This window comes from Stenotrophomonas maltophilia group sp. RNC7, from assembly GCF_030910085.1.
GTDB classification, from domain to species: Bacteria; Pseudomonadota; Gammaproteobacteria; order Xanthomonadales; family Xanthomonadaceae; genus Stenotrophomonas; species Stenotrophomonas sepilia.
The window spans coordinates 79,143-104,428 of record NZ_JAVFVN010000783.1; the positions used below are offsets into that span (position 1 = coordinate 79,143).

The window sequence follows — 25,286 nt, forward strand, 5'->3', positions numbered from 1 at the left end:
GGCGTGGAGCGGGCGTGAACGGTTCGGCGATCCGTTCAGCGGGGGCGGTCAGTCGCGCATCAGGGTGGACTTGCCGAACAGGCTCTCGACCAGGTCCACGGCCAGTTCGGCGGTGGCATTCTGCTTGTCCAGCAAGGGGTTGAGCTCGACGATGTCCAGCGAACCCATGCGCCCGGTGTCGGCGATCATTTCCATCACCAGCTGCGCCTCCCGATAGTTCACCCCACCCGGCACCGTGGTGCCGACGCCCGGCGCGATGCTGGGGTCGAGGAAGTCGACATCGAAGCTGACATGCAGGTGGGTGTTCTCATCGATGCCGGCCAGCGCCGCTTCCACGGCACGCTTCATGCCGTTCTCGTCGATGTAGCGCATGTCATAGACATCCACCTTGTGGGTCTTGATCAGGCGCTTCTCTTCCGGGTCCACCGAACGGATGCCGATCTGGTGCATCTGCGCCGGGGTGATCGCCGGTGCGCTGCCGCCCAGACGGGTCAGCGCGTCCGGGCCGAGGCCGCACAGGCAGGCCACCGGCATGCCGTGGATGTTGCCCGACGGCGTGACATCGCTGGTGTTGAAGTCCGAATGCGCGTCCAGCCACAGCACGCGCAGATTCTTCCCCTGCTCGCGGCACCAGCGCGCGACGGCGGTGATCGAACCGATGCCCAGGCAATGGTCGCCACCGAGCATGATCGGCATGCGCCCGGCCTGCAGCTCGGCGTAGCTGGCTTCCATCAGTGCGCGGTTCCAGGCCACCACCTCATCCAGGTGGCGGTAGCCCTCCACCGGCGCGGTCCACGGGTTGCGCGGGCCATCCAGGTTGCCCACGTCGCGCACGTCCACGCCGCGGGCCTCCAGCGCCTCCGGCAGGCCCGCCACGCGCAGCGCTTCCGGCCCCAGCCGCGCACCGCGATGGCCCGCACCGACATCGGTGGGAACGCCAATCAGGGATACGGAGATGGGATGGGCCATGGGTGCCTCCTGCGGTGCGGAAAAAGAAGCACAGTCTAGCCAGAGCTGTGTGACACCACTCGCGGCGGTGCAGCAGGCCGAGGGTAAGATCGCCAGGAACGGGTGGCCCTTACCGGTCAGGCTTTCCAGCGCTGGATCGTCAGACATTCAATCTTCCGCGACCCGCTTCACATCCCGGTCGGTTTCGCCTCTTACGCAAGGCTGTTGTTGTGTCCAGGCTGCGTCGGCACCCTGAAGGTGCCGCATCACTTCTTCAATCATGGAGCACCACGCGCATGAAACATGCACTCAATGGACTTGCGGTACTGGCAATTGCCCTGGGCGGACTGTTTCCCGCCGCTGCCAGTGCACCCTCGCAACGCATCACGCATACGGTGACCACCGACGCGTATCCCATGCAGACGGCAGGCGCACGCCAGGTACTCGACTGGGTGGCGCAGCGGGTAAAGCCGTCGTTCGCTCCCCAGGGCTACGGCAACGTACAGGTGGAACGACAGGCAGTCTCCGTAGGCCGCGCGTCTGCACGCTCGGATGAATCGATACCTGGAAAACTGCCAGACCAGGGCATTCCCGGTGAGATCTACCGGGTGGAAAACCTGCTTCCCGACGGTTCCATCCAGACGTGGGAATTCACCTGGGTGGAACCCTCTTCCGGCCATGGCGGCGGCTGGGATGTCACCGGGTACTCCTACAAGAAGGGAAATGACCCGGTGAACCAGCAGTAGCGGGACCGGGGCAACGCGCACCGCGCTGCCCACTTAGACACGCCGCCGCCGCGCCTCAACCGCCGCGGCGGCGAACCGGCGTCAGGCTCTGCACCTGACCGTTGTTGCGCATCATGCACAGGAAGCGGCCATCGGGATAATCGATGATCAGTTCCTGGTAATCGCTGCCCACCGGCATCTGGGTCACCAGCGTGCCCTGCGCGCCCTTGCGCATGTTGCAGGCGCCCAACGCGGTATCGCCTGCCGGCGCCGGGGTGGTCACCGAGGACACATTGCGGAACACCGCGCGGCAGCCGCCATTGACCCACACCGAGTGCCGCGACAGGCCCCAGTTCTTGCCCTCCTCGCAGCGGGTACGGCTGAGCTGGCGCACGATTTCCACGTTGCCACGGGTGTTCAGATCGCACGAGACCAGCTGCTGGTCGGTGGATTCGCAGGTGACTTCGCGCGGTATTGCGGCATCTCCGGCGGCAGCGTCGCGAGGGCGTGCGCTGTTTGCGGCGGGCGCAGGCGTGCCGCTGGCGCTGACTTGGCAGATGCCATTGGCGCCGCCACGGCCGGTGTAGCTGACCTGCGGCGCGCCGTCATCGTTGCGGCTGATCGACAGGGTGATGCCGCTGTTGGCATCACGTGCTTCGAAATAGCGGTCGTTGAAGCGCTTCAGCGCCGTCTCGCGGCCCTGCACGTAGACCGGCCCGCCATCGTCCGCGTGAACATCGATGCCGCCCGGGCAGCTGGCGTTGAAGAACGGCACGGCGGCCATGGCCGGGGCTGCGAAGGTTGTGACCAACAGTGCGACGGTGAGCGGCAGGGCGTGGCGACGCATGGGTGGGTCCCGAAGGGCATGTGTCCCCAGTATGTGTCGGAGGTCTGCAAATGGTCTGTGAGGAGAATCAAAAAGCCGGCAGCGCATTCGGGCGTTTGTGTTTGCTATGGTAGCTGTGGAGCCTTGCCCGGGCTGTTAAGTCACCTTTACTTCGTGGGCCAGCTCAGGGCATGCGGCAGCGATGGTTCGGGCAGATTTCTCGCTGATGGCGCCACTGCGCAATCTGTCGCTTCTGGCATTGCGATGCCCGAAACGGGCCAAACGCGATAATTCATTTTTCCTTTCAGATCTCCCGATGCCATCGAAACAAACGACTGGCAGGCGGGGATTTCACGTGCGCATGATGAATCGCCACCTGCAAAGGTGGTCGGGACTTCCAAGCCCGTGTTGTCAACGATGTATACGCTTGCCAGCCGGCGTCGTCCTTTCAGGGGCGGCGCCGGCTGGCAATCCGTTAGCCGATCGACGGCGGGCGGTGCGTGGGGGCCTCGTGCCCGCCGATTCGTTGACCCGGTCTTGGAAGCCACGCATCGCCCGCCACCCTACCGTGGCGGCACCTCTGTTCCTGACGAGGATGCCCGCATGTCCAGAACCCCTCACCCGTACCTGACCGCCACCCTCGGCGAGGCGGCTCTGCGCCTGCCACCTGAACTGGCCCAGCCGTTGGAAGCCGCTTTCGCCGCCGCGAACGAAGCGCCCGCGCCGATCAACCTGCCCGGCTGCCTGCAGCGCATCCAGGCCGGTGACGCCGCCGATGGACAGCCGTGGCCGGGGCCCGCCAGCACACCCGGCCAGGCCGTGGCCGCCGCGCGCCGGGATCGCGCCGCAGTGGGCCTGGTGTCACTGCTGGAGCTGTACCACGCCGCCGAGCGCGTGCGCGTGGACGGGGAAGAGAAAGACGACATCGGCGACGGCACGCGCGAGGGGCTGATGCTGGCCTGCCGGGGGCTGGCGGAGTATGTGGCGTTGCAGGTGCGTAGCTGAGGCTGCTGCGGTCGCAGTGTGTGTGCGGCATTGATCGAAGGATCTGCCCGCGCCATACAGTGAGTTGACTCACCGGGTTGGGACGAAAGAACCAGCGAATGGCGGTTTCTTCATTTTCGTTCCATCGCCTTTGCGACCGGCGCCGCGCCGACGCATCATGATCGGCGCATGTGCTTATGCTGCGCTGGCGTGCAATCGCACACCCAGGGCCCGGGTCACCTTCAGGATGGTCGCGAAATCAGGGCTGCGCTCGCCGGAGAGTGCGCGATACAGACTCTCGCGCGACAGGCCCGCCGCACGCGCAACCTTGCTCATGCCCTGAGCGCGAGCGATATCGCCAAGCGCCTTGGCGATGAAGGCAGAATCGCCCTCGCTTTCTTCGATGCAGGCGTCGAGATAAGCCGCCATCTCCTCCGGTGTCCGAAGATGCTCGGCCACATCAAATGATTTGAGTTCGACTTTTCTCTTGATGGCCATGATGGGACAGCTCCGGTACTTCGGTATTGAGTCGTTTCGCCTACAGCCAGTTCGATGCTCACAGGGAACGCGCAATCTCCTTGGCCGTCTCTATATCGCGCCGCTGCGAACCCTTGTCGCCTCCAACCAGAAGAATCACCCACTGCCTGCCGCGCTGGGTGTAGTACACGCGTTAACCCGGTCCTGCATCGATACGCAATTCTGAAACGCCATCCGCCAGATAGCGGTGATCACCGGGATGGCCTTCAGCGAGCCGACCGATAAGGGCCAGGATGCGAGCGCGTGCGGTTACGTCCTTGAGAGCGTCAATCCATGTCGCGAACTGACGGGTACGCTGGATCTTCATGGAGGACTGTAGCCTACTGGCTACGGTCTTTCAACTATCGGATTGCGCGCATGGAGGTGTGCTCGGCCTTCCGTCTGATGTTCCTCCCTCGCAGCTGACGCCGCGTTTTTCAAACAGGAAAGTGGAACCGGGTGCGTTTTCAGTAGCTCATTTTTCACGGAAACCCGATCCGTACTCACAAAACGCTGTGCTAGATTCAAGAGCGTGACGTTGGCGCGAGAGACGCTTTCATGGATGCATGGGTCGAGAAACTCGCTTCTTCATCAAAACGTGGAATTCGGCGCCACCTCTGGATAGCAGTGCGTCGTCGCCTCGCGATCGCTGTTCCGGCGCTTGTGCTGGCAGCATGTTCAATCGCCGCGCCGCCACGCCCATCCGATCATCTGAATCAGAAACAGCCCGTCGAATCAGGGAGTGAAACTGGTATGGAGCGGTTCAAGAACGATATCGAGCGTTTGACCAAGGTGCGTTTTGATGATGTCGACGCATTGAATGAACAGCTCCACACACACTTGGGAGAACCGACTCGACAAGGCTTGAGGGACGAGCGGACCGCAGAACGCGGCATGCTGGGCGGACTTGAGATCAAGAACATCACGCTGAGAAGTCCTGCCGACGATCCTACGCACGCGACCTTGGTCTTTGAGGTTGCCCCACCGAGCATCGCGCTCGGGGAAATCATCTGGGAGGAATCCGCCATGTATCCACCCCATCCGGATGCGCCTGATTCCCGCCCTTACTGGTCTGCTCAGGTGAACAGTGCCAAGGTAGTACTCGGGCTCTCCCTTGACCACAAAACGCTGACCTACGTATCAATCAGTCAGCGCTGATCCCTGTCATTGCGAAGGAGCCGCACCATGGAGCGTGCTGAAGAACTTGCACTGTCACTGCCGCAGGAGAGTGGCCGACCAGGGGCCACACGTCGTCCTGCTTCGCCTTTGGTTGATCCTTCGCTGGTACCGCTTCTGACCAAATCCCCAACACTTCGAGCGGGTCTTGCACAAGCTGATCACGACAACCTGAGTGTCGAATGGGGGCCAGCCGGTGGCGGCACCTATCTTGTTCCCGGTGTGAAGATCGTCATTGACGAGAACGCCATCGGGCAAGGCTCCAGAATCGCACGTTCTCTTTCTCATGAAGTTGGGCATCACCTCTTCACCGAGCAACCAGATCGAGCGTCTAAGCAGTCCTTTGTGAACACCTCGCTGCGAGGAGAAGCAGCTGCCACGCTCAGCAATGTCCAGGTCCAGCGTGAAATCACCGCAGCCGGAGGACCGAACATTGGCGTGTCGGGCACAGGCGATCGCCCCCAGCAGTATGGAGCCATTGCGGCGAAACTCGAGGCAGGGCAGATCAACCGTAACCAAGCACTAAGTCAGATCGCTGACGTGTTCAAGACGGAGGCTCCGTCGGTTGGCCCTCATGCGACGTACGAGCTTTATTATGGCGCGCACTATGACCAGCACATAGCGCCCATGCAACGTCGACGCAGGCCCGAGCCAGCATTTGACGCCGAGCGCACTGCGGTCGAGGAAAGAGTCACCGCCGCCAATGTCAACTCACCCTCAATGCAGCGAACAGCTTTCTCAGTCGCTGAACTCGACGATGCCGATCGTTCGCTCTACATGCAGATAAGAGCGGGTGTGGAACGCCTGGATGCCGAGAGCGGGAAGCAGTGGGATGAGTCGAGCCAACGCATGTCCGCGAGTTTGCTGGTGCTCGCGAAGGAGCAAGGGCTTTCAAGAGTTGACCACGTCGTAGTGAACAACCCGACAGAGTCCCTTGCACGTGGCGAGAGAGTATTCATCGTCGAGGGAGCGATGGACGATCCTGCCCAACGCCGTGGAACCATGAATACGATGGACGCGCTTCGCGCGCCTGAAGCGGAGTCACTTCATCGCGCTGATTCATTGGCAGCAAATCTTGAACAGCAGCCAGCGCAGCAGGTCCATGCGCAGGACGGACCATCATTCTCAAGGTAAGACTGCCGAGGCACCGGGTGTACCGCCTTTCGAACCACTGGGCGAGTACCTGGAGCAGCGCAAAGAGGCGCTGACTCACGGGGATGGTGCCGCTTATCCGAATCGAACGGATGACCTACTGTTTACAAGTCGGCACGCGGATAGCTTGCCATGATTTGAAATCGGATGGTCCGGGGCCGCTTACACCGAGGAAAAACCGCGACTTAATGAGGCTTCAGGGGCACAAACGGCGCGTCTGAACACGGCACCTTGTGGTGCGAAACCGTGTCCGAGCCGTGGCCCCGTTACCCGGAGCCAACATGAAGTCGAAGATCACCCAGTCCCTCGTCGAGAGGGTACCCCGGCCCGAGCCGGGCAAGTCGGTCCTGTACGCCGACACCGAGATGAGGGGGTTCTACCTCATCGTTACCCCCACCAAGCGCAGCTTCTACGTCCAGTCCCTCGTCAACGGGCGTCAGGTCAGGACCAAGCTGGGCGACCACCCCGCGATGGACGCCAAGCAGGCCCGGGACGCCGCACGGCAGACCTTGGTCGGCATGCGGGGCGGCACCAACCCGAACGAGGAGCGCCGCAGAGCCCGAGCGCGCGGGATCACCCTGCGGGAGGGGCTGGACCTGCACCTGAACTCCCGGCGGCTGGCCGACAAGACCCGCAGCGGCTACGAGTACCACGTCACCTACTACCTCAAGGACTGGCTGGACAGGCCGCTGGCCGAGATCGGCGCAGACCGTCAGGGCGTGCGCGAGCGCCACCGCCGGATCACCGAGAGGAGCGGCGCCACCTCGGGCGACAACACCATGCGGGTCCTGCGCTCGGTCTACAACCGCGCCCTGCGCCAGTTCCCCGACCTGCCGCCGAACCCGGTGGGCAACGTGGATATGAACGGCATGCGACGGCGCGAGGTCGACGCCAGCCCGGACAAGCTAAAGGCATGGGGAAAGGCGGTGCTGTCGCTGGGCAACCCGGCACGCCGCGACCTCCAATTGTTCATGCTGCTGTCGGGGATGCGCCGGACGGCCTCGTGTGAGGCGAGGCGCGCGGACCTCGGCGACGGGCACCTGCACGTCCCGAACCCGAAGGGCGGCTCGTCCAAGAAGTTCGACCTGCCCCTGTCGACGGCGCTCGCCGACCTGCTCGCCCACCGCGAGGCCGAGGCCGACAGCGTGAGGCGCAAGACACCCTACCTGTTCCCCGCCGACTCGGCGTCGGGCCGGGTGGCGGAGGTCCAGCAGCACGAGCTGGGCGACCTCACCGGCCATGCCGATGCCGGGGGCGCTCTTCCAGCGCGCGGCGATCTGCTGCTTGCGGGTCGCGATGTCCTTGTTCAGCCGCTCGATCGCGGCGAGGGTGCGCCTGTGCAGCAGGTCCAGGGTCGAGGCGAGCTCGCCGATCTGCTGAGTGCTGAGGAGAGGGGTGTCGCTGAGTTCGATCTTCATTGCTCGTGTGCTCCGGTGGGTTGTGGTCCTCCGGTCGCCTGTCACGAGCGCATCCCCGGCCTCGGGGTGGTCTGCGCGCCAATGCGCTGACCGGATGCGTTCAATGTGTCGGGGTGCGCTGGCCGCGAACGCCATCGTTTCCCGGACGTGTTTCCCTCGAAGGTGCCGCCGTCACTGGGGCTTGCGATTCAGTGGCTTAGGCTCGCCCCGCCTTTCGATGGGTAGTCAGTTGTTGGACGCCCTTGAAAAGCACCCAAGCCGCCCCGACTGCGTCACTTCAACAAACACCCACAGGGGGCGCATGCAATGACGACGATTCACGATGCAATCAAGCAACTCGAACAAGCACAACCGAAATCCGAAGAAGAAGCCAAGCGGTTCTTGAGTAATCTGCCCGCGGAAGTGCAGGAGCAACTCATCGCGGGGATCTACATCGGCCGAGACCATATTCATCTCAATGAGTTCAATGAGGGCGCGGAGATCAGCCGTAAGGCCACCGACCACATTGCGAAGAACGAGTACGCTCGTATCCTGCATGAGAAGTCGTCCAGCTTGCCGCTTTATCTTGGCAGCTTGAAGAAGTGCGCGGCCGCCGCTGATTTCGATTTGGCGAGTCTCTGATGCGCCAAGGGCACCGACAAAACTTGTAGGTGCCCTTTAGTTCCCCCGGTTGACGCTGCCATGCTCGCGCCGGCCCTCGTACTCCTGCGACATTCGCTCCCAAGTCTCGGCGTCTAGGCGCGGCACCGGGCCGATGCAGGTCATCTCGCTGCGACGGGCCAGGGCGTCGCGCCCGCCCATCGCCTGGACCGCGTCTGGCGCCGTGCCTTGGATCGCGCTCAGCATGGCGTCGATCTGCGTGGCCTTGTGCAGCGCCTCGGCCACAGTCAGGTTCTCACTCATCGTCCTGCTCCTTACTCGCGTTGTACTTGGAGAGCAGCGCCACCAACTGAGCACGCTCGTCGGCGGGCATTGCCAGCAGGGCGTTGGCCGAAAGGCCCGTGTCCTCGACCTTCACGCTCAGCCGGTCGGCCATCTGCTCGCCGTATCGGAACTTGAGCAGCACTTCTAGGAGCCTGTCGCTGTGCTTCCTGACGGTGAGCGGTCGCTCCTCGCGGCGGCCTCCTCGGGCTTGACCATCGCCTCATCGGGGAGGGCGTGCAGTTCGGCCAGCTCTTCGGGGGTGAGCTTCTCGGGTTCGGGGGTAGTCACAGGCGTGCTCCATCTCCAAGTTCCCACGGAGGCGGAATGCCGCCGGGGGACTGGGCCTGCTGTGCGTCGCAGGGATGGGCTGCTCAGTTCGTCATGCTGGGCTGGCCTCGGCTGTTCTTGCCACCGAAAGCACTTCTGATCGCCATAGCCATTGCCGACGATCCTCGGGCTAGTCTGGTCAGCAGCCCGATTAACCACACTGTACCCAGATGGCTCGCGCGTCGACACCAACGTTGTATCCGGGGTCCCCGGTGAGCCTGGGGCTTCCTGCTCGGTCCGGGCTGCTCGGTATCAGGCCACGCGGCCCCGGACGCGACACGGGCTGCTTGGCGAGCCTGTGCAGTCTTAATCGCTGCGACGCAGCAAGAGCAGACTTTTGACTTCGGACCTCCCGCCCCTGAATATCCATTCAGGAATGCCAACACAGGGGGAAATGGACAATGCCAGCAGACCAGACCACCAAGACGGTCTACTACCTGCGCGCCAGACGCGACGACCAGCCTTTTGACCTTCAGTCGATCGCGAAAAAGGCGCGCAAGAAGAAGAGCACCTGCGATGCAACCGAGATCGAGCTCGGAGGCGGCGACGTGGTGCGGATTCAGCACTTCAGCAATTCTAACGGGCGTACGCTGATGCACCTCACGCGATATGTTCCTGGCGTGCAGGCATCAACGCTCCAACCCAAAGCGACCACCGCCGAAGACGACGAAGGCGCCCAACCGCCTCCGAAAGGCAAGGAATTCAAGGACGGGGACTGCTTCTTGTTCCTGAAGGATCACCACGTCCTGTACTGCGGACACGGCATCAGCAAGAGCAAAGCGTCTCTGTATTTGTCCCAGCTTTTCAGGGAAGCAGAACTTCACGACGAGTCCAGCGGCTTCGATCTTGTTCCTGCCAGCAACTTGGACAAGCTGCAACTGATCCAGGATCACGGCGTCAAGTCCATCCAATTGGCCGTGGGCGCCTTCGATCTGAGCTTGCCAAAGGCGCGCCGTACAAGCTGGATCGCGAAGTCTCTCGGCACCCTCGGCGATGAGCTCGGCGCGCTAGTAGGCAAGGACCAGTCGCTGACCAAACAGAAGGCGCTGGAGGACCTCATCGTGAATGTTGAGGTCAAGCTGGACGGCAACACCCGTGCGATCCAGAGCTCTCAGGACTTTATCGAGGATCTCGCGGAGACGGTACTTGATGACGACACCGAGACGCCTGTAAGCGAGTTCACGATCGTCACCCAGAAAAATGAGCGCATCACTTCCGGAGAAATCCGCCTTCAGACAGGCGTGAAGGTGGAAACGAAAGACAATTCCGTCAGTCACACCAGCGTATGGGGTGCGATGGGAACCTACTTTGACCAGATAACGCAGGGGAACCTGCTGGAGCAATGACGTGCGTCGCCTCGAAGTTGACTGGAGCCGAATCGGGCTGTTTGCCGCGATCACCGCCGTTTCGGCGGTGATCGGCTGGTATGGACAGCCGTTCGTCCACGGCAACGACGAAGCCCGCGGCGTCATCGTCAACGTATTCTCGATCCTGGCCGGCTTTCTCATCACAGTGATGACTCTTTTGGGCGAGCCCGGCCTGTATCGAGGACGCACGTGGCGTTCGGACGCTGTCAGGCGGAGCAACGTCTACCAGCGGCTCGTACGCCACAAGTGGCTTTTCATCTCCTACTTGATTGTGCTTGCGTTGGTCTTTCTGACGACCATCGTGGCCAAACGCGAGCCGGACGGACGACTGGTCACCTGCCTGGAAGCGCTTTATCTCGGCTTCGCGGCCTTCGCGTTCATGTACTCACTAATGCTTCCGAGCCGATTGCTCAATCTACAGCTAGCGCGCTTCGATGAGCTTGTGGAGTCGAGGCGTAACGGCCAGAAGTCCGAGTGATGATTCGGGAGGCGCAAGGCGCCTCCCGTTCGGTGGAAGTGCTACAGGCACGCCTCAACCCATGCGTCGGCTACGTTGTCTCGACCCTCAAGGATCACGCTCTTGCCGCCGGACACGAAGCGCCGGAAGCCTGTGTACCCGCCGAACTCGTTCTTGGCGTTGACCCGACCGCAGGCGACCACGCCGAACTCCTCTGTGTAGTTGGCGCGCACGTCCCGAAACTGCGCGGCGTCCGGGTCCTTCAGCTCGCCCCTCACCGCGCGCTCTGCCGCCACGATCGTCTCGCCGCCGAACCATTTCTCCTGCTGCGCCTTCTTCTCCGCGGCCGTCATGGGTCGTTCCGGCTCGGCCTTCGTTGCCTCTGGCTGCTGGGCCTGCTTCTGCGGCGCCTCGACCACTGCTGCGGGCGCGGCGACGACAGCGGGCTCGCTGCGCGGCACCAGCTTCGATCCGACCCAAGCTAGGACCACCAGGACGACCAGAAGAACCCCTATTCGCTTCATGCACTCCCCCTAAGCAACTCTAGTAAATAGTCTATTTTGGACTAATCCAATACGGACTCTAGCGTGCGGTGACCCAATCGACCCACAACCCCGACTACCAGCTACTGCTGACCGTGCTGAAGGCGGCCCGCAAGCGGGCGGGCGTGTCGCAGATCGACTTGGCCGAGCGGCTGGGGAACACGCAAACCTTCGTGTCCAAGTGCGAGCGTGGGGAGCGGCGCATCGACGCCGTTGAACTGGTCGAGTTCGCCGAGGCACTCGGCGTGCCGCCGCTCGGCCTGCTGGGCGAGTACCTGGAGCAACGCGCGGCCAAGCTGGAACCGAAGTCCAGAAAGAGCAGCGCGAAGGGGCGCTGACTACGGGGATGGCAGGTCCGACTTACTTGAAGCACCATCTGGATAAAAGTCACCTCGGACCGACAAAATGCAAAAGCTTTCCAGCTTTGGTGACATTCGCCAGACAGGTTTTTGCGTCCACTGTGGGGGTTCAACGGAATCGCTGGATCACGCGCCTTCAAAAGTGTTCTTAGACATTCCGTACCCTCCTACTCGCCCCACGCTGCCCAGTTGCACCGAATGCAACAACCAGCTGTCCTCCGATGAAGAGTACTTGGCTTGCTTCGTTGAATGTGTCATTTGCGGAACGACTGAACCTGCATCGCTCGGACGCGAGAAGATCGCAAAAGCCTTACGGCGAAATAGCAAGCTTAGACGGTTGATCGAGACGTCCAAGATCCAGACGGAGCCTGGGGAAGATGCACCGCTAGTGTGGATGCCTGATGAGGCCAGAGTCCGACAGGTCGTTTTGAAGTTGGCGCGGTGCCATGCGGCCTATGAGCTCAACGAACCTCAATTGAGTGCTCCCAGCCACCTCTCGATCTTGCCTCTCCCGACTCTTTCAGAAGCTCAACGCGAACACTTTGAGACCCCGCCAGATAGTTCGGTGTGGCCTGAGGTGGGAAGCAGGGCTATGCAACGCCTATTGATCGCAGACGAAGCGTATTCAATGGGCTGGATCACCGTCCAAGAAGGCCGGTACAGGTACATGGCCATTGGAGCAGAAGCCGTCATGATCCGAGGCGTTCTAAGCGAGTACTTAGGCTATGAGGTGATCTGGGAGAACTGACGGTCCGCCCGAGTTTGGTGCCGCTTGTCCGAATCGAACGGACGACCTACTGATTACAAATCAGTTGCTCTACCGACTGAGCTAAAGCGGCGATGTCGTACTTCTCTTGCTCAAACCGTGTCCGGCTTGCCCCACAGTCTACGCGCTGGCGGGCCTAAAGCCTTACCGCGCTTAGCCTTCCTGCCTGCCGCCACAACAACCGCGTCCGAGTTACAAGACAGTTGCTCTACCAACTAAGCTAAAGCGGCATGGGTGGATCACCGGCGGCAGGGCCGCGGTCCGGGGATTCTAGCGCAACCTTGCGCATTCCAGCGACCGGCTCTGTGCTGCCCCGCTGCGCTGCTGGGCCTGGGCCCGCTGCGTGCCTGCCGCCAGCTGCCCTTCCAGCCACCACTGGCCGGCGTCGCCGCTGGTCACCAGGCGCGGCTGGAACCCGGCAGCCTGCACCGCCGCCATGCGCCGCTCGGCGCCTTCGCGGTTGCGGTACTGGCCCAGCGCCACGGCGTTGGCCTCCTCGCCCTGGCTGATGATGTAGTAGTCGCTCAGACCGGCGGCGACGATGCGCTTCACGGTGGCCTGTGCCTCGTCGCGGTTGGCGGCGGCCGGCAGCAGCACCCGGTAACGGGCGCTGCCGCTGGCAGCGGGCTGTTCGCGCAGGCGCACCTGGCTGAGCAGCGTGCCGGCCTTGCCCTGCGCGCTGGTCGCGGCGGCACGGTCGGCGAACGGGCCCAGCGCGACGCACCGCGGCGGCTCGGCGGCCGCGGGCGGGGTGACGGGCTTCTCCGGTGCCGGAACGGGTACAGGCGGTGTTCCCGGCTTGGCAGCGTCAGCAACCGGCGCAGCGTCAGCCGTCTGCGGCCTGGCGATCTCCGGCTTTGCCGGCGCAACGGGCGCGGGCGTCGCAGCCACCGCGGTCTTCGCCGCCGGTTCGCGCTCCATCAACGGTGCGGTCGGGGCGGTGGCAGTGGCCTCGGCTGCGGCATTGGCATCCACGCCACCGGGCACCCAGCGCAGCTCGGCCACGCCAGCGGGTTGCGGTGGCGGCGCAGGCTTCTGTGGCGCATCGCGCAGCAGCCACCAGCAGGCGACACCGAGATTGAGAATGGCCAGTACGACGATCAGGGCACGGGTCAGCATGCGCGGATACTAGCGCGCGGGCTGGTGCACCGCCCAGCGGGCGATGCCATCCAGCACCAGCGAGGGGTGGTAATCGGCAGCGGGCAGCAACGGCATCAGCGCCGGTGCGCCGCCACCGTGCACCAGCAGCGACGGTGCCACGCCCAGCAGCGTGTGCGCGTGCTGTGCGCTGCGTTCAATCAGCGCCACCGCAGCGCCATCGCAGCCGGAGGCCAGCGCGTCGGCGGTGTCGTTGGCGAACTCGCTGTAGCCGCCACCGGTCGCGGGCAGCTGCACGGCACGGGCATGCAGTGCTTCGCGCATGGTGGTGGGCGATGCGGAGATGCGGCCACCGTGGTGCTGGCCGTCGGCATCGAGCAGATCAATCGTCAGTGCGGTGCCCACGCCGACCACCAGCACCGGGCGCTGCGCCTTGGCCGCGGCCAGCAGGGCCAGGAAGCGGTCGACGCCGAACTTTTCCGGTCTGGCATAGGCAATGCGCACGCCGGCGCATTCGGCGCTGGTGCGCACTACATGCACATGCTCGAAGCGGCGCTGCAGCTGGTCCAGCATCGCGCTGGTCAGCGACGGTGCCGCCACGCTGGCCACGAACGCGGTGCGGCCGCTGGGCAGGCTGTGCGGCGGCTGCCCGGCCATGCCTTCGGCGCCATGCGCCCAGGCCTGCACGTCACCGGCACGGTCACCCTGCAACGGCGCGAACTTGAAGCGCGAGTTGCCAAGGTCGAACAACCAATCGCTCATGCCGCCCTCACGCTGACTTCGCCGGCGTGCAGCAGGCGTTCCTGGCCATCGATGCGCACGCGCAATGCGCCGTCATCGGCCAAGCCAAGCGCAGTACCGTGCTGCCACTGCCCGTCCAGTTCCACGCGCACTTCGCGGCCGGCCAGCATGTCGAACGCAGCGTAGCGCGGCAGGAACGGAGCGAGGCCTTCGCGATCGAATTCTTCCAGCGCCGGCAGCAGACGCGCCAGCACGGCAGCAACCACCCCATTGCGGTCCACCGGCTTGCCGGCCAACGTGTCCAGGTCCACCCACGGCTGGGTGATCTGCTCGCCGAACGACGGCGGCATGTGGGTGTTGATGCCGATGCCGATCACCGCGCGCGCCGGGCCGGCGTATTCGCCACCGCCCTCGGCAAGCAGGCCGACCAGCTTGCGCTTGCCATCGACGATCAGGTCGTTCGGCCACTTCAACTGCGCCTGGGTGTAGCCCAGATCGTGCAGCGCTTCGGCCACGGCGATGCCGGCCACCAGGCTCAACCCGGCCAGGCGGCCCAGGCCGCCGGAGTACAGGCGCATCACCGACAGGTAGATATGCGCGGCCAACGGCGAGGCCCAGGTGCGGCCACGACGGCCGCGGCCACCGGTCTGGCGTTCGGCCAGCAGCACGCTGACCCCGCGCTGGGGCGCGCTGCACCGCAGCAATTCAGCGTTGGTGGAGTCCACCGTCCAGGCCACCTGCAGGTCGTGCAGCAGGGCCTGGGCATCGGCGGGCAGGCCGGCGCGGATCGCCACCGGGTCCAGCAGGTCGACCGGGCGGGTCAGGCCATAGCCCTCGCCAGCACGGCCCTCGATGTCCACACCTGCGGCCCTAAGCCCTTGAATACGCTTCCAAACAGCCGCCCGGGTCTGGCCCAGCTCTCGGGCCAGGGCGTCGCCGGACAGGCGACCGGCAGCGAGTTTGGCCAGCAATTGGCGATCGTCCACGGCAGCTTCCACGAAGTCAGGAAGGAATTATGCGGGAAAGCCGCCAGCGACGCCTGCCACGCTGGGTTCCGCCGGGGCTTCCAACGGGGCGCCGGGTTCGGGCTAGAATCGGGAACTCACCCTCCCTTAACGTGGATGTCGTCAATGCGCCGTTATGCCCATTGCCTGATCCTGCTGATGATGCCCTTCGCGGCGTCTGCAACGGCAGCGCTGGACGACAGCCGGGGCGCCTGCGTGTCCTCCAACGGTGATGCCGCCTCGCAGCGCGCGCCGACCGCGACCGCCTCGGCTGCGACCACCAAGCCGGCACCGGTACGCCCTGCGGCCGGCAGTGCCACCAGCACCGGGGGCGGCGGCAGCGACGACGACGTGCTGCAGCGCATCCGTGCGCCGAAGTGGCACAGCTACCTGCCGGGAATGTTCCGCTGATCAAGTCGTTGCTGCAGTGGCTGCGGCCCTCGCCGCGGCCGATCGACGATGCGCTTTGGGAAGACGCCTGCCGCCGTGCGGCCTGGCTGCACGGCCTGGACGACGAACGCCGCGCGCGACTGCACGTGCTGGCCACGCGCTTCCTGCATGAGAAGGCCATTACCCCTGTCGGTGAACTGCAACTGCAGGCTGGCGATGGCGTGCTGTTGGCCGCACTGTGCTGCCTGCCGCTGCTGGAATTCGGCGAAGTGGGGCTGGAAGGCTGGTCGCAGCTGATCGTCTACCCGGATGCGTTCCGCGTGCACCGCAGCCACATGGATGCGGCCGGCGTGTTGCACGAGTGGGATGACGAGCTGATCGGCGAGTCGTGGGACAGTGGTCCGTTGATCCTGTCCTGGGCCGATGTGCAGGCCGACCTGGCCGCGCCGCACGACGGCTACTGCGTGGCGGTGCATGAGATGGTGCACAAGCTCGATGCGCTGGATGGTGCAATGGACGGCACACCGCCGCTGCCGCGGCAATGGCAGCGCGAGTGGGCGGCCACGTTCCAGCGCGCCTACGATGCCTTCTGTGCGCAGGTGGACGCAGGCGAAGAGACGCTGATCGATCCGTATGCGGCCGAGGCGCCGGAGGAGTTCTTCGCGGTGGCCAGCGAGTACCACTTCTCGGCACCGGATCTGCTGCAGCAGGCGTTGCCGGAAGTGGCCGCGCAGCTGCGGCGGTTCTACGGCGAGCCGCCGAAGATCGAAATGCCGTAGTGCCGGCCGCTGGCCGGCACTACCGATCAACGAGGTTTACGGCCCCGGCGGCAAGCGCACTTCGAAGCGGGCGCCACCCAGTTCGGCCGAACGGCCCACGGTCAGTTCGCCGCGGTAGTCCTTGATCAGGTCCTGCACGATCGACAGGCCGATGCCGTGGCCCTGCACGCGCTCGTCGCCACGCACGCCACGCTGCAGCACCTTGCCGATGTCATCCGGGGCGATGCCCGGGCCATCGTCGTCCACCGCCAGCAGCAGGCCGGCACGGCGCGCGTTCGGCGCCGGCAGCGGCTGCGCGGTCAACAGCACGCGGCGGTTGGCCCACTTGAAGGCGTTCTCCAGCAGGTTGCCGAGCAGTTCCTGCAGGTCACCCGGTTCGCCGTGGAAGCGCGCGGCCGGGTCGATATCGAATTCGCACAGCACGCCCTTGGCGGCGTAGACCTTTTCCAGGCCACGCACGATTTCCTCGGCGTTGGACTCGATCGGCAGCGGCGCGGAGAACAGCTTGTGGCCCGACGAGGCCGCGCGTGCCAACTGGTACGAAACCAGGTTGTTCATGCGCTGCAGCTGCACGTCCAGTTCTTCGCGCAGCGCACCGTCTCCGGCGCCGCTGTCCATCTGCGTGCGCAGTACCGCGATTGGCGTTTTCAGGCTGTGCGCCAGATCGGCAAGGGTATTGCGCTGGCGCTCGAGGTTCTCGCGCTCGCTTTCGATGAAGGCGTTGATGCTGTCGGTCAGCGGTTCCAGCTCGCGCGGGTGGCGCTCGCTCATGCGCTCGGTCTCGCCGCGCTGCACCTTGGTCAGCTCGGTGATCACGCGGCGCAGCGGGCGCAGGCTCCACTGCAGGATGACGGTCTGCAGCAGCAGCAGGATCAGGCCGATGCCGCCCAGGTAGAACCAGACGCGGCCACGGAACACGCGCAGCTGCGCACCCAGCGCGCGCGAGTCTTCCATCACATAGATGGTGTAGGGGAATTCAGTGGCGGGGTCGGCGTCGGCGCCCCACACCAGGCCCAGGCCATAGCGGTACACCGAGCCCTGGCTGCCATCGATCTGGATCATCGGCAGCGGGCCTTCGAACACTTCCTGGCGCGGTGCCAGCAGGCCGCCGCCCACGGTGGGCAGCATCGGGCCTTCGGCGGACATCGAATTGCCCTTGCCGTGCGGCATCACCACCTGCAGGTACAGGCCACTGCCGGGTACGTCGAAGCGCGAATCCGGCGGCTGCTCGCGGATGTACAGCGAGCGGTCGCGGGTGAAGTCGATGCCGGCCGCGTAGGAGGTGGCGTAGTTCTTCAGGCGCTCACGCAGGTTCGCCTTCGCCGTATCGGCGAAGGCGGCGTCGAGCGCGTAGCCTGCCAGCGCCAGGAACGCGACCAGGCCCACGGACGCGGCGAGCATCTGGCGCGCCTGCAGTGAGCGCGGCCGCCAGCGTCGGAAGAACCACAGACGGCCGGACATCGTGTTATCGCCAGGGTGAGCCGGCTCAGCCCTCGTTGCGCGGGATCGCGAAACGGTAGCCGCGACCGCGCACGGTCTCGATCGGCTTCAGTTCGCCATCCGGGTCCAGCTTCTTGCGCAGGCGGCCGATGAAGACCTCCAGCACGTTGGAGTCGCGGTCGAAGTCCTGCTGGTAGATGTGTTCGGTGAGGTCGGCCTTGGAGACCAGTTCACCGGCATGCATCATCAGGTACTCCAGCACCTTGTACTCGTAGCTGGTCAGGTCGACATTGCTGCCGGCCACGCTGACCGTCTGGGCAGCAAGGTCCAGAGCGACCGGGCCGCATTCCAGGGTCGGCTTGCTCCAGCCGGCGGCGCGGCGCAGCAGCGCGTTGACGCGGGCCAGCAGCTCTTCGACGTGGAACGGCTTGACCAGGTAATCGTCGGCGCCCTGCTTCAGGCCCTCGACCTTGTCCTGCCAGCTCGAACGCGCGGTCAGGATCAGTACCGGGAACTTCTTGCCTTCGTCACGCAGGGCCTTGATCAGCTCCATGCCCGACATCTTGGGCAGGCCGAGGTCGATGATGCCGACATCGAACGGAACTTCGCGCCCCATGTAGAGGCCTTCCTCGCCGTCCTGCGCAGCATCGACGGCAAAGCCTTCGCGCTTGAGCCGGGCTGCCAGGGTCTCACGCAGCGGGGCTTCGTCTTCGACCAGAAGGATACGCATGAACTCTCCCTAGTGTCCTGGGTGTGGCCCGGAGGCCTGTGGGGTACGGGTTGATAGCGACGACTATCCCTGTTCAGGGGTTATCGCCGCGTAGTGATGACATATCCGACCGCGGCGTGCGCGGCTGTGAACGCGACGGGGCAGGGTCGTCCATGTAGCGGACCCGGCCCCGGTCGTCCATGTACTTCACCCGGTTGATATCACGACCATCGAACGGCACGCGCTCGGCGCCGAGGATGTGGCCGCCGGTGCTGCGCTGCACGCGGCGCACGGCATCGGACAGCGAACGCTCGTCGCCACGGTTGCCGCGCTCTCCCCGATCCATCATTTCCGCCCGTGCCTGCTCGCCGCGCGGCGGCTGTTGCGCCAGCGCCGAAGACAGCGGCGCAGCCGACAGCACCACGCAGGTGGCCAGGGCAATGCGGCAATGGAAGGGAGCGGAAGACATCGATGCGATCCTAGCCGAGCACGGCGATTCGTTCAAAAGTCGTAAATCCGGATGCCGGGTTCGGGACCCGGCGCTTTACAAATCCTTTGCAAATTCTTGGTTTGGGGCAGTGAATCCGGTCTGAACTTTTCCGGTCGCAGCCCTGCGATGTTCAGCTAGGTGAACATTCGGAACGAATCGCCGTCCCTTGTCAAGTCAGGAATGTGACTGCGGTCACGCTGCAGCGCGATCGGCTTCGCGCTCGGTGACCGACAGCGCCTGCTCGACCAGGCTCCAGTCGGCGCCCGGGCGGTGTGCGCCCTCGCTCAGCACCTGGCGGAACGCGCGGCCACCGGGCTGGCCGTGGAACAGGCCGAGCAGATGGCGGGTGATGTGCTTCAGCGCCAGGCCTTCGCCCAGGCGCGCTTCCACGTAGGGACGCAGCGTGCGCAGCAGGTCGCCGCGGGCCTGAAGCGGGGCGCCGGTCTGCAGCGCCTCCAGCTGATGCAGCAGGTAGGGGTCGTGGTAGGCCGCGCGGCCCAGCATCACGCCATCGACGTGCGCGGCCTGCGCCTGCACCGCCTCGATGGTGGCCAGGCCGCCATTGAGCACCACCGGCAGCGCCGGGCGCTCCTGCTTCAGACGGTAGGCCCAGTCGTACTTCAGCGGCGGAACCTCGCGGTTCTCCTTCGGCGACAGGCCCTTCAGCCAGGCATTGCGCGCATGCACCACCACCATCGCCGCACCGGCGGCGACCTGGCGGTCGACGAAGGCGGCGAACACGTCATAGTCGTTGTCCTCGTCCACGCCCAGGCGGCACTTCACCGTCACCGGGATCTCGATCGCGTCGACCATCGCCGCCACGCAGTCGGCCACCAGCGCCGGCTCGCGCATCAGGCAGGCGCCGAAGCGGCCGGCCTGCACGCGGTCGGATGGGCAGCCGCAGTTGAGGTTGACCTCGTCGTAGCCCCACTCGGCAGCGATGCGTGCGGCCTGCGCCAGCAGGGCCGGATCACTGCCACCCAGCTGCAGCGCCAGCGGCTGCTCGCTGCGGTCGAAGCCGAGCAGGCGCTCGCGATCGCCGTGGATGACCGCATTGGCGTGCACCATTTCCGTGTACAGGCGCACACCCGGCGCCAGCACGCGGTGGAACACGCGGCAATGGCGGTCGGTCCAGTCCATCATGGGGGCCACGGACAGGCGCAGGGAATCGGCGTAACGGGCGGTGGCGGACGTCATCGGGGTGTTGATCGGGGAGACTGGCATTGCCAGTGAGATCAATAGTTTACACCGGACGGCTGAACGGCGGCGGGTGGCGCCGGGACTGGCCGCTCGACCGGCCCCGGGGTCGCCGCGTGGCTTACAACCCGCGGTTGCGCACCTGTTCCTGCTGCTGCTCCTGCGCACGCTGGTTGAACTGGCTGTCCAGCGCTTCGCTTTGCCGGCTGCTGGCCTCGACCGAGTGCGATACCGCCTGCTGGCGGTCGACGAAGGTCCGCTGCGCCGCCGGGTCGCCCAGCTCGCCCTGCACCGCAAACAGACCGGTGCCGTCGGGGCGGGCCACGACGTGGTCGATCTGGCGCATCCCGGACACCTTGCTTTCGTACGCCAGCTGGCCGGCCGCCCGCTCAACCTCCTGCGGGTTGGCGAACAGTGGCTTCAGGCCGGCCTGGGCACGCTGCTGCTCCAGCGCCTGCAGCTTGCCCAGCGCCTGGCCGAAGCGCGCGTTGTCGGCGTGCCCGGGGTCGCGCATGCTGGCCGGCTCTGCGGGCTCGGCCCGGGCCGGTGCCGCCGGCGGGGTACCGGCCTTGACCGCGTTGGGGGCATCGACCTGCGCCAGGGTCTTGCGGCCTGCCTTGCCATCGTCGTCCAGGCCGTTGTTGGCCTGGAACTGCTTGGCCTGCAGGGCCTGGACCTCGGTACCGTGCTCGCCGGGTGCCAGCACGCCGTCGGCCATCGCCGATGCGGCCGCGCGCTGCCCGCGCTGGCCCGGCTCAGGTTCACCGAACGCTTGCTGGTAATCCTTGCCCCGGTAAGCCTCGGGGTTTTGGTTGACCTGGTCGTAGCGCGCCAGCCCGACCAGCGCGTTCTTCTCGGTGAGCGCACGATCACGCAGCGAATCCCACAGGGTGGGCGAGCTCTGGAAGTGCGACTGCACGTTGGCGTGCTTGTAGTCCTGCACCGCGCGGACAATCTGCTCGTCACTCAGCTCAGCCAGCTTGAAGTCTTCGCTGTAGGCTTGCTGGAGACCCTTCTGGAACACCGAACGTGTCATGCCGCGGTACTGCACCGAGGTGCTCCACAGCGCGTCCTGCACGGCCGGACCACGGCCGGAAAGATCAATGCCTACATCCTTCAGGCGGCCCATCTGCACGTCGTAGTACTGGTGCTGGATGAAGTCGTGCTGGTCCCTGGCAAACCCTGCCGGATCGGCCGCCGCCACTTCCTTCCAGCGTTCGGTGAAGGCCGGGGTTCCTGCCTGCAGGCCGTTGAAGCGGTTGCCATAGCGCGAGGCGGCGACGTATTCGTCCACGCCGCCAACGTTGGTGGCGTACTGGTAACTGCCATACGACACGCCACCATGGTCGCCCCTGCCGGTGGAAACGTGGCCGGGGCCACGACCTCCGGTTTCGAAATGCGCCGACGTCTGGCCGCGATGCCAGCTGTCCATTGCCTGCTTTGCCTGGGTCACAACATCCATCTTCCTGCACTCCTTTGCGGGGGATTTACTTTGAGGTCAGTGCCTGCAGCACATCGGCACGGTTGGCGGTGCGATTGATCCGGCAGGACTGCGCGTCCAGCATCTGCCCCTGCCCGTCTTCGGCAGGGTTCCAGCTGCAGTAGCGATTGGTATCGGACATGTAGGCAGCCTGCTCGTCCATCAGCCTGTCCTTGTCCTTGCCATCGGGGCCGTCAACGATCTTCATGAAAGCCTGCTCGAGCCGCTGCTCCTGCCAAGCAAGCTCGTCATCACCACACGCCTGCAGTGCCGATGTCTCGCCGCCGCTGGATCTCACGCATGCAGCATACTGCGGCCGCAACGTCGCCTTGTTGTAGGAATCATCCGGGCGCTGCGGCGGCATGTCCTGGTCATCGGCATCGGCCACCGTCGTGGCAGGTGCGGCACGTGCAGGCTCTGCAGTGGCGGGCAGCGATGCAGTGGCCGGCGCGGCGGCCGCGGGGGCAGCTGCCGTATCCGCCTCCGGGCTCTTGGCCTGGCATGCCGCCAGGCTGAGGCCAAAGGCCAGCGCAAGGGCGATGGCCCCAGCCTTGCCGAACGTTTCACGGGGGGCCGCTGGAAGGTGGTTTATTCCCTGCATTGCTTGCATCTCCTTGGCATCCAGGCGCGTGGCCCGTCAACGCGGGGCCGTCCATCGGCCCCATCAGGAAACGCATGCTACGCGAGCGTGGATTTCAGATGCCTGACCGGATTCAGAATGCGTGCACCTCGTCGCAGAAGCAGGATGCGTAAGCCTCAATGCCCGCCCGCGCGCCCGCCCACCTGTTCGATCAGCGTCTGGCTAGCCACATTGAGGCCCACCACCACCACCTCCGCCCCATGCGCGGCCAGCTTTTCCTGCGCACGTTCCAGCGCGGCCACTGCGGTCAGGTCCCACAGGTGGGCGTCACGCAGGTCGATCTGCACCTTCGGCGCGACGTGCTGGTAGTCAAACGCCGCGCCCAGCTGGCCGGCAGACGCAAAGAACACCTGCCCGCGTACGCGGTAGACCTGCGTGTCTCCGGCATCCTCGCGCTGCACCTCCAGCATGCGGCCGACCTTGCGGGCGAAGAACAGCGCCGACAGCAGCACGCCACTGAGCACGCCCTTGGCCAGGTCGTGGGTGGCCACGGTGACCACCACGGTCAGCAACATCACGGCCGAGGAACTGCGCGGATGCGTGCGCAGGTCACGCAGCGAGCGCCAACTGAAAGTGCCGATGCTGACCATGATCATCACCGCCACCAGCGCAGCCATCGGGATCTGCCGCACCAGGTCGCTGCCGTACACCACCAGCACCAGCAGCAGCACGCCGGCCACCAGGCAGGACAGGCGGCCGCGGCCACCAGACGTCACGTTGATGACCGACTGGCCGATCATCGCGCAGCCGGCCATGCCGCCGAGGAACCCGGTGACCGTGTTGGCCACGCCCTGGCCGACGCATTCGCGGTTGCGCTCGCTGGGCGTCTCGGTGATGTCCTCGACGATCTGCAGGGTCATCATCGATTCGAGCAAGCCGACCACGGCCAGCGTGGCCGACACCGGCAGCAGGATGCGCAGCGTTTCCCAGCTGAGCGGTACATCGGGGATGAGGAACTGCGGCAGGCTGTCCGGCAGCTGGCCCATGTCACCAACACTGCGCACGTCCACGCCAAAGCCGATCACTACGGCGGTGAGCACGACGATTGCCACCAGCGGCGAAGGCACAGCGCGGGTGAGGCGCGGCAGCAGGTAGATGATCGCCAGTGCGGCGGCACACAGCACGTAGACGGTGGGACCGCGGCCGATCAGTTCCGGCATCTGCGCCAGGAAGATCAGGATCGCCAGCGCGTTGACGAAGCCGGTGATGACCGAGCGCGAGACGAATCGCATCAGCGACCCAAGCTTGAACACACCGGCCAGCACCTGCAGCAGGCCGGCCAGGATGCTGGCGGCGAACAGGTACTGCAGGCCATGGTCCTTGACCAGGTCGACCATCACCAGCGCCATTGCACCGGTGGCGGCGGAGATCATGCCCGGCCGGCCGCCAGCGATGGCGGTGACCATCGCGATGGAAAACGCGGCGTACAGGCCGACCTTGGGGTCGACGCCGGCGATGAGCGAGAAGGCGATGGCCTCGGGAATCAGGGCCAGGGCGACGACCATGCCGGACAGCAGATCACCACGGATGTTGCCGAGCCATTGCTGGCGCAGGGGGTAGGACGTTTGCATGGAAAAACTCCGCGCGCACGCGGGCGTGGCCGCATGGCGCTGCAGTGGAAATACGCGGGTTCCTGAGCCGGGCGGGCCGGCTGCCGAGATGCGGCAAGGGTCAGGGTGGCGTGATCACTGCAGGCGGGAATCGGTACGTGGGAGGGACGCAGTCTACGGCACAGGGCTGCCAAGGGATAGCGTCGACAGTCCGCAACGGCAGCGGAGCATGGCTCCGCTCTACAATCGCGCCATGGCCACCGACCACGCACAGTTCTTCGATCCCGCCACCGAACAAGGCGTGCTGCGCCTGTCCATCGCAGGCTCACTGCTGCTGGCCGCGGCAGCGGTAGTGTTCGGCCTGCTGGCCAATTCCTCGCTGATCATCTTCGACGGCATCTACGGCCTGATCGATGTGGTGATGACCTGGCTGTCACTGCTGGTCGCGCGGCTGATCGCACTGTCCACCAGCACCGACGCGCTGCAGTCGCGGCTCAACCAGCGCTTCACCATGGGCTTCTGGCACCTGGAGCCGATCGTGCTGGGGGTGAGCGGCACGCTGATGATCGGCGCTGCGCTGTATGCGCTGGTCAATGCGGTCGACGCGCTGATGTCCGGCGGCCGCCACATCGCGCTCGGTCCGGCCATCGCCTTCGCCGGGTTGTCGATCGTCGGCGAAGGTGCGCTGGCCTGGTTCGTGCTGCGCGCCAACCGCCGCATCGGCTCGGAGTTCATCGCACTGGATGCGAAAAACTGGGTGATCGCGGCCAGCATGTCGGCCTGCTACCTGCTGGCCTTCCTCGGCGGCGTGCTGGTGCAGGGCACGTCCTGGGCCTGGGTCGGGCCGTACATCGACCCGGCCATCCTCGCCTTCGTCTGCGTGCTGGTGATGATCGCCCCGCTCGGCACCGTGCGCCGGGCGCTGGCCGGCATCCTGCTGGTCACCCCGCCGGAACTGCAGGCGCATGTGGATGCGGTGGCACGCGCGATCGTGGCCAGGCACGGCTTCGTTGAGCACCGCAGCTACGTCGCGCAGGTGGGGCGTGGCGAGCAGATCGAGCTGTTCTTTGTGGTGCCGGAAGACGACCCGCCGCGGCCCTTGGTGGAATGGGACCGGCTGCGCGAAGAGATCGGCGAAGCCCTGGGCGAGGCCTCGCCGGACCGCTGGCTGACCATCATGTTCACCACCGACCGCGAGTGGACGATCTAGGCCGGCAGGACGATCGATCAAGTTTTTCGTACGCGTTGCAACCCAACGTACGCGGAAAGCGGGCAAAGTAG

At 65.2% G+C, this 25,286-nt stretch carries 30 protein-coding genes and 1 tRNA gene; 13 read left to right on the forward strand and 18 right to left on the reverse strand.

Annotated elements, in window-relative coordinates:
• Positions 1 to 48: 48 nt before the first annotated feature.
• On the reverse strand, positions 49 to 969 hold the full coding sequence (gene rocF, locus RCF13_RS18820; RefSeq protein ID WP_005420594.1) for an arginase: 921 nt from the start codon (positions 967 to 969) through the stop codon (positions 49 to 51).
• Positions 970 to 1,244: 275 nt separating this feature from the next.
• Here rocF and RCF13_RS18825 point away from each other — a divergent pair, with 275 nt between their 5' ends.
• Positions 1,245 to 1,694 (forward strand): hypothetical protein, encoded by a 450-nt coding sequence (locus RCF13_RS18825; RefSeq protein WP_049412576.1) that lies wholly within the window; start codon positions 1,245 to 1,247, stop codon positions 1,692 to 1,694.
• A 55-nt stretch (positions 1,695 to 1,749) separates the two neighbouring features.
• On the opposite strand, the gene RCF13_RS18830 is transcribed toward RCF13_RS18825, so the two are convergent.
• Entirely contained in the window at positions 1,750 to 2,520 is a 771-nt protein-coding gene (locus RCF13_RS18830) for a DUF3011 domain-containing protein (RefSeq protein ID WP_134969508.1), read from the reverse strand.
• 582 nt (positions 2,521 to 3,102) lie between these two features.
• On the opposite strand from RCF13_RS18830, the gene RCF13_RS18835 reads away from it, so the two are divergent.
• Positions 3,103 to 3,504 carry a hypothetical protein gene (locus tag RCF13_RS18835; RefSeq protein WP_164229725.1) on the forward strand — a complete coding sequence of 134 codons (402 nt, stop codon included), beginning with the start codon at positions 3,103 to 3,105 and terminating at the stop codon, positions 3,502 to 3,504.
• 174 nt (positions 3,505 to 3,678) lie between these two features.
• Here RCF13_RS18835 and RCF13_RS18840 read toward each other — a convergent pair whose 3' ends face one another.
• A complete protein-coding gene (locus RCF13_RS18840) occupies positions 3,679 to 3,981 on the reverse strand; it encodes an addiction module antidote protein (RefSeq protein WP_005420598.1) in 303 nt (100 codons plus the stop codon).
• Between the two features lie 172 nt (positions 3,982 to 4,153).
• Complete coding sequence (locus RCF13_RS18845; protein ID WP_269217113.1) at positions 4,154 to 4,327, reverse strand: hypothetical protein; 174 nt, start codon at positions 4,325 to 4,327, stop codon at positions 4,154 to 4,156.
• Between the two features lie 230 nt (positions 4,328 to 4,557).
• Here RCF13_RS18845 and RCF13_RS18850 point away from each other — a divergent pair, with 230 nt between their 5' ends.
• The 4 genes from RCF13_RS18850 (at position 4,558) to RCF13_RS18865 (ending at position 8,366) form a co-directional block, all read left to right on the forward strand.
• Positions 4,558 to 5,157 (forward strand): hypothetical protein, encoded by a 600-nt coding sequence (locus RCF13_RS18850; RefSeq protein WP_134969124.1) that lies wholly within the window; start codon positions 4,558 to 4,560, stop codon positions 5,155 to 5,157.
• A 27-nt stretch (positions 5,158 to 5,184) separates the two neighbouring features.
• Positions 5,185 to 6,309 carry an XVIPCD domain-containing protein gene (locus tag RCF13_RS18855; RefSeq protein WP_134969123.1) on the forward strand — a complete coding sequence of 375 codons (1,125 nt, stop codon included), beginning with the start codon at positions 5,185 to 5,187 and terminating at the stop codon, positions 6,307 to 6,309.
• A gap of 299 nt (positions 6,310 to 6,608) precedes the next feature.
• Positions 6,609 to 7,835 (forward strand): integrase arm-type DNA-binding domain-containing protein, encoded by a 1,227-nt coding sequence (locus RCF13_RS18860; protein ID WP_308141446.1) that lies wholly within the window; start codon positions 6,609 to 6,611, stop codon positions 7,833 to 7,835.
• Positions 7,836 to 8,051: 216 nt separating this feature from the next.
• Entirely contained in the window at positions 8,052 to 8,366 is a 315-nt protein-coding gene (locus RCF13_RS18865; protein ID WP_134969122.1) for a hypothetical protein, read from the forward strand.
• Between the two features lie 36 nt (positions 8,367 to 8,402).
• Here the strand turns inward: RCF13_RS18865 and RCF13_RS18870 are convergent, their stop codons facing one another.
• On the reverse strand, positions 8,403 to 8,648 hold the full coding sequence (locus RCF13_RS18870; protein WP_134969121.1) for a hypothetical protein: 246 nt from the start codon (positions 8,646 to 8,648) through the stop codon (positions 8,403 to 8,405).
• Entirely contained in the window at positions 8,641 to 8,811 is a 171-nt protein-coding gene (locus tag RCF13_RS18875; protein ID WP_231352478.1) for a hypothetical protein, read from the reverse strand. Before RCF13_RS18875 ends, RCF13_RS18870 begins: the two co-directional genes overlap by 8 nt.
• Positions 8,812 to 9,397: 586 nt before the next feature.
• Between RCF13_RS18875 and RCF13_RS18880 the strand changes: the two genes are divergently transcribed.
• Positions 9,398 to 10,342, forward strand: coding sequence for a hypothetical protein (locus RCF13_RS18880; RefSeq protein ID WP_134969120.1), 945 nt, complete (start codon positions 9,398 to 9,400; stop codon positions 10,340 to 10,342).
• 1 nt (position 10,343) lies between these two features.
• Positions 10,344 to 10,841: a hypothetical protein gene (locus RCF13_RS18885; protein WP_134969119.1), complete on the forward strand. Its 498-nt coding sequence runs from the start codon at positions 10,344 to 10,346 to the stop codon at positions 10,839 to 10,841.
• Positions 10,842 to 10,882: 41 nt separating this feature from the next.
• Here the strand turns inward: RCF13_RS18885 and RCF13_RS18890 are convergent, their stop codons facing one another.
• The gene (locus tag RCF13_RS18890; protein WP_134969118.1) at positions 10,883 to 11,344 is read right to left on the reverse strand and encodes a hypothetical protein; all 462 of its coding nucleotides are present in this window, start codon (positions 11,342 to 11,344) and stop codon (positions 10,883 to 10,885) included.
• A gap of 68 nt (positions 11,345 to 11,412) precedes the next feature.
• Between RCF13_RS18890 and RCF13_RS18895 the strand changes: the two genes are divergently transcribed.
• Both RCF13_RS18895 and RCF13_RS18900 read left to right on the forward strand, forming a co-directional pair.
• The gene (locus tag RCF13_RS18895) at positions 11,413 to 11,700 is read left to right on the forward strand and encodes a helix-turn-helix transcriptional regulator (protein ID WP_134969117.1); all 288 of its coding nucleotides are present in this window, start codon (positions 11,413 to 11,415) and stop codon (positions 11,698 to 11,700) included.
• Between the two features lie 67 nt (positions 11,701 to 11,767).
• Positions 11,768 to 12,469: a hypothetical protein gene (locus RCF13_RS18900; protein WP_308141447.1), complete on the forward strand. Its 702-nt coding sequence runs from the start codon at positions 11,768 to 11,770 to the stop codon at positions 12,467 to 12,469.
• Between the two features lie 15 nt (positions 12,470 to 12,484).
• Here the strand turns inward: RCF13_RS18900 and RCF13_RS18905 are convergent.
• The 4 genes from RCF13_RS18905 to birA all read right to left on the reverse strand — a co-directional run bounded on the left by RCF13_RS18905 (position 12,485) and on the right by birA (position 15,312).
• Positions 12,485 to 12,560, reverse strand: a tRNA-Thr gene (locus tag RCF13_RS18905).
• A gap of 197 nt (positions 12,561 to 12,757) precedes the next feature.
• Positions 12,758 to 13,606 (reverse strand): SPOR domain-containing protein, encoded by an 849-nt coding sequence (locus RCF13_RS18910; protein ID WP_231352477.1) that lies wholly within the window; start codon positions 13,604 to 13,606, stop codon positions 12,758 to 12,760.
• 9 nt (positions 13,607 to 13,615) lie between these two features.
• Positions 13,616 to 14,347 carry a type III pantothenate kinase gene (locus RCF13_RS18915; RefSeq protein ID WP_061478782.1) on the reverse strand — a complete coding sequence of 244 codons (732 nt, stop codon included), beginning with the start codon at positions 14,345 to 14,347 and terminating at the stop codon, positions 13,616 to 13,618.
• Positions 14,344 to 15,312, reverse strand: coding sequence for a bifunctional biotin--[acetyl-CoA-carboxylase] ligase/biotin operon repressor BirA (gene birA, locus RCF13_RS18920; RefSeq protein WP_061478836.1), 969 nt, complete (start codon positions 15,310 to 15,312; stop codon positions 14,344 to 14,346). The genes RCF13_RS18915 and birA overlap by 4 nt, the downstream gene beginning before the upstream one ends.
• Positions 15,313 to 15,456: 144 nt before the next feature.
• Between birA and RCF13_RS18925 the strand changes: the two genes are divergently transcribed.
• Together RCF13_RS18925 and RCF13_RS18930 are read left to right on the forward strand one after the other, a co-directional pair.
• Positions 15,457 to 15,741: a hypothetical protein gene (locus RCF13_RS18925; RefSeq protein ID WP_049412595.1), complete on the forward strand. Its 285-nt coding sequence runs from the start codon at positions 15,457 to 15,459 to the stop codon at positions 15,739 to 15,741.
• Positions 15,708 to 16,499, forward strand: coding sequence for a M90 family metallopeptidase (locus tag RCF13_RS18930; RefSeq protein ID WP_181357928.1), 792 nt, complete (start codon positions 15,708 to 15,710; stop codon positions 16,497 to 16,499). Before RCF13_RS18925 ends, RCF13_RS18930 begins: the two co-directional genes overlap by 34 nt.
• A 36-nt stretch (positions 16,500 to 16,535) precedes the next feature.
• Here the strand turns inward: RCF13_RS18930 and RCF13_RS18935 are convergent, their stop codons facing one another.
• The 7 genes from RCF13_RS18935 to RCF13_RS18965 form a co-directional block, all read right to left on the reverse strand.
• Positions 16,536 to 17,960 carry a sensor histidine kinase gene (locus tag RCF13_RS18935; RefSeq protein WP_053498753.1) on the reverse strand — a complete coding sequence of 475 codons (1,425 nt, stop codon included), beginning with the start codon at positions 17,958 to 17,960 and terminating at the stop codon, positions 16,536 to 16,538.
• Positions 17,961 to 17,985: 25 nt separating this feature from the next.
• Positions 17,986 to 18,669 carry a response regulator transcription factor gene (locus RCF13_RS18940; protein ID WP_004136763.1) on the reverse strand — a complete coding sequence of 228 codons (684 nt, stop codon included), beginning with the start codon at positions 18,667 to 18,669 and terminating at the stop codon, positions 17,986 to 17,988.
• A 73-nt stretch (positions 18,670 to 18,742) separates the two neighbouring features.
• Positions 18,743 to 19,117: a hypothetical protein gene (locus RCF13_RS18945; protein ID WP_005420623.1), complete on the reverse strand. Its 375-nt coding sequence runs from the start codon at positions 19,115 to 19,117 to the stop codon at positions 18,743 to 18,745.
• A 213-nt stretch (positions 19,118 to 19,330) separates the two neighbouring features.
• Positions 19,331 to 20,362 carry a tRNA dihydrouridine(20/20a) synthase DusA gene (gene dusA, locus RCF13_RS18950; RefSeq protein ID WP_134969358.1) on the reverse strand — a complete coding sequence of 344 codons (1,032 nt, stop codon included), beginning with the start codon at positions 20,360 to 20,362 and terminating at the stop codon, positions 19,331 to 19,333.
• A gap of 94 nt (positions 20,363 to 20,456) precedes the next feature.
• The gene (locus tag RCF13_RS18955) at positions 20,457 to 21,797 is read right to left on the reverse strand and encodes an XVIPCD domain-containing protein (protein WP_231352475.1); all 1,341 of its coding nucleotides are present in this window, start codon (positions 21,795 to 21,797) and stop codon (positions 20,457 to 20,459) included.
• Positions 21,798 to 21,822: 25 nt separating this feature from the next.
• On the reverse strand, positions 21,823 to 22,416 hold the full coding sequence (locus tag RCF13_RS18960; RefSeq protein ID WP_134968603.1) for a lysozyme inhibitor LprI family protein: 594 nt from the start codon (positions 22,414 to 22,416) through the stop codon (positions 21,823 to 21,825).
• 155 nt (positions 22,417 to 22,571) lie between these two features.
• On the reverse strand, positions 22,572 to 24,026 hold the full coding sequence (locus RCF13_RS18965; RefSeq protein WP_134968604.1) for a SulP family inorganic anion transporter: 1,455 nt from the start codon (positions 24,024 to 24,026) through the stop codon (positions 22,572 to 22,574).
• A gap of 208 nt (positions 24,027 to 24,234) precedes the next feature.
• Here RCF13_RS18965 and RCF13_RS18970 point away from each other — a divergent pair, with 208 nt between their 5' ends.
• A complete protein-coding gene (locus RCF13_RS18970; protein WP_134968605.1) occupies positions 24,235 to 25,215 on the forward strand; it encodes a cation transporter in 981 nt (326 codons plus the stop codon).
• Positions 25,216 to 25,286: the final 71 nt, after the last annotated feature.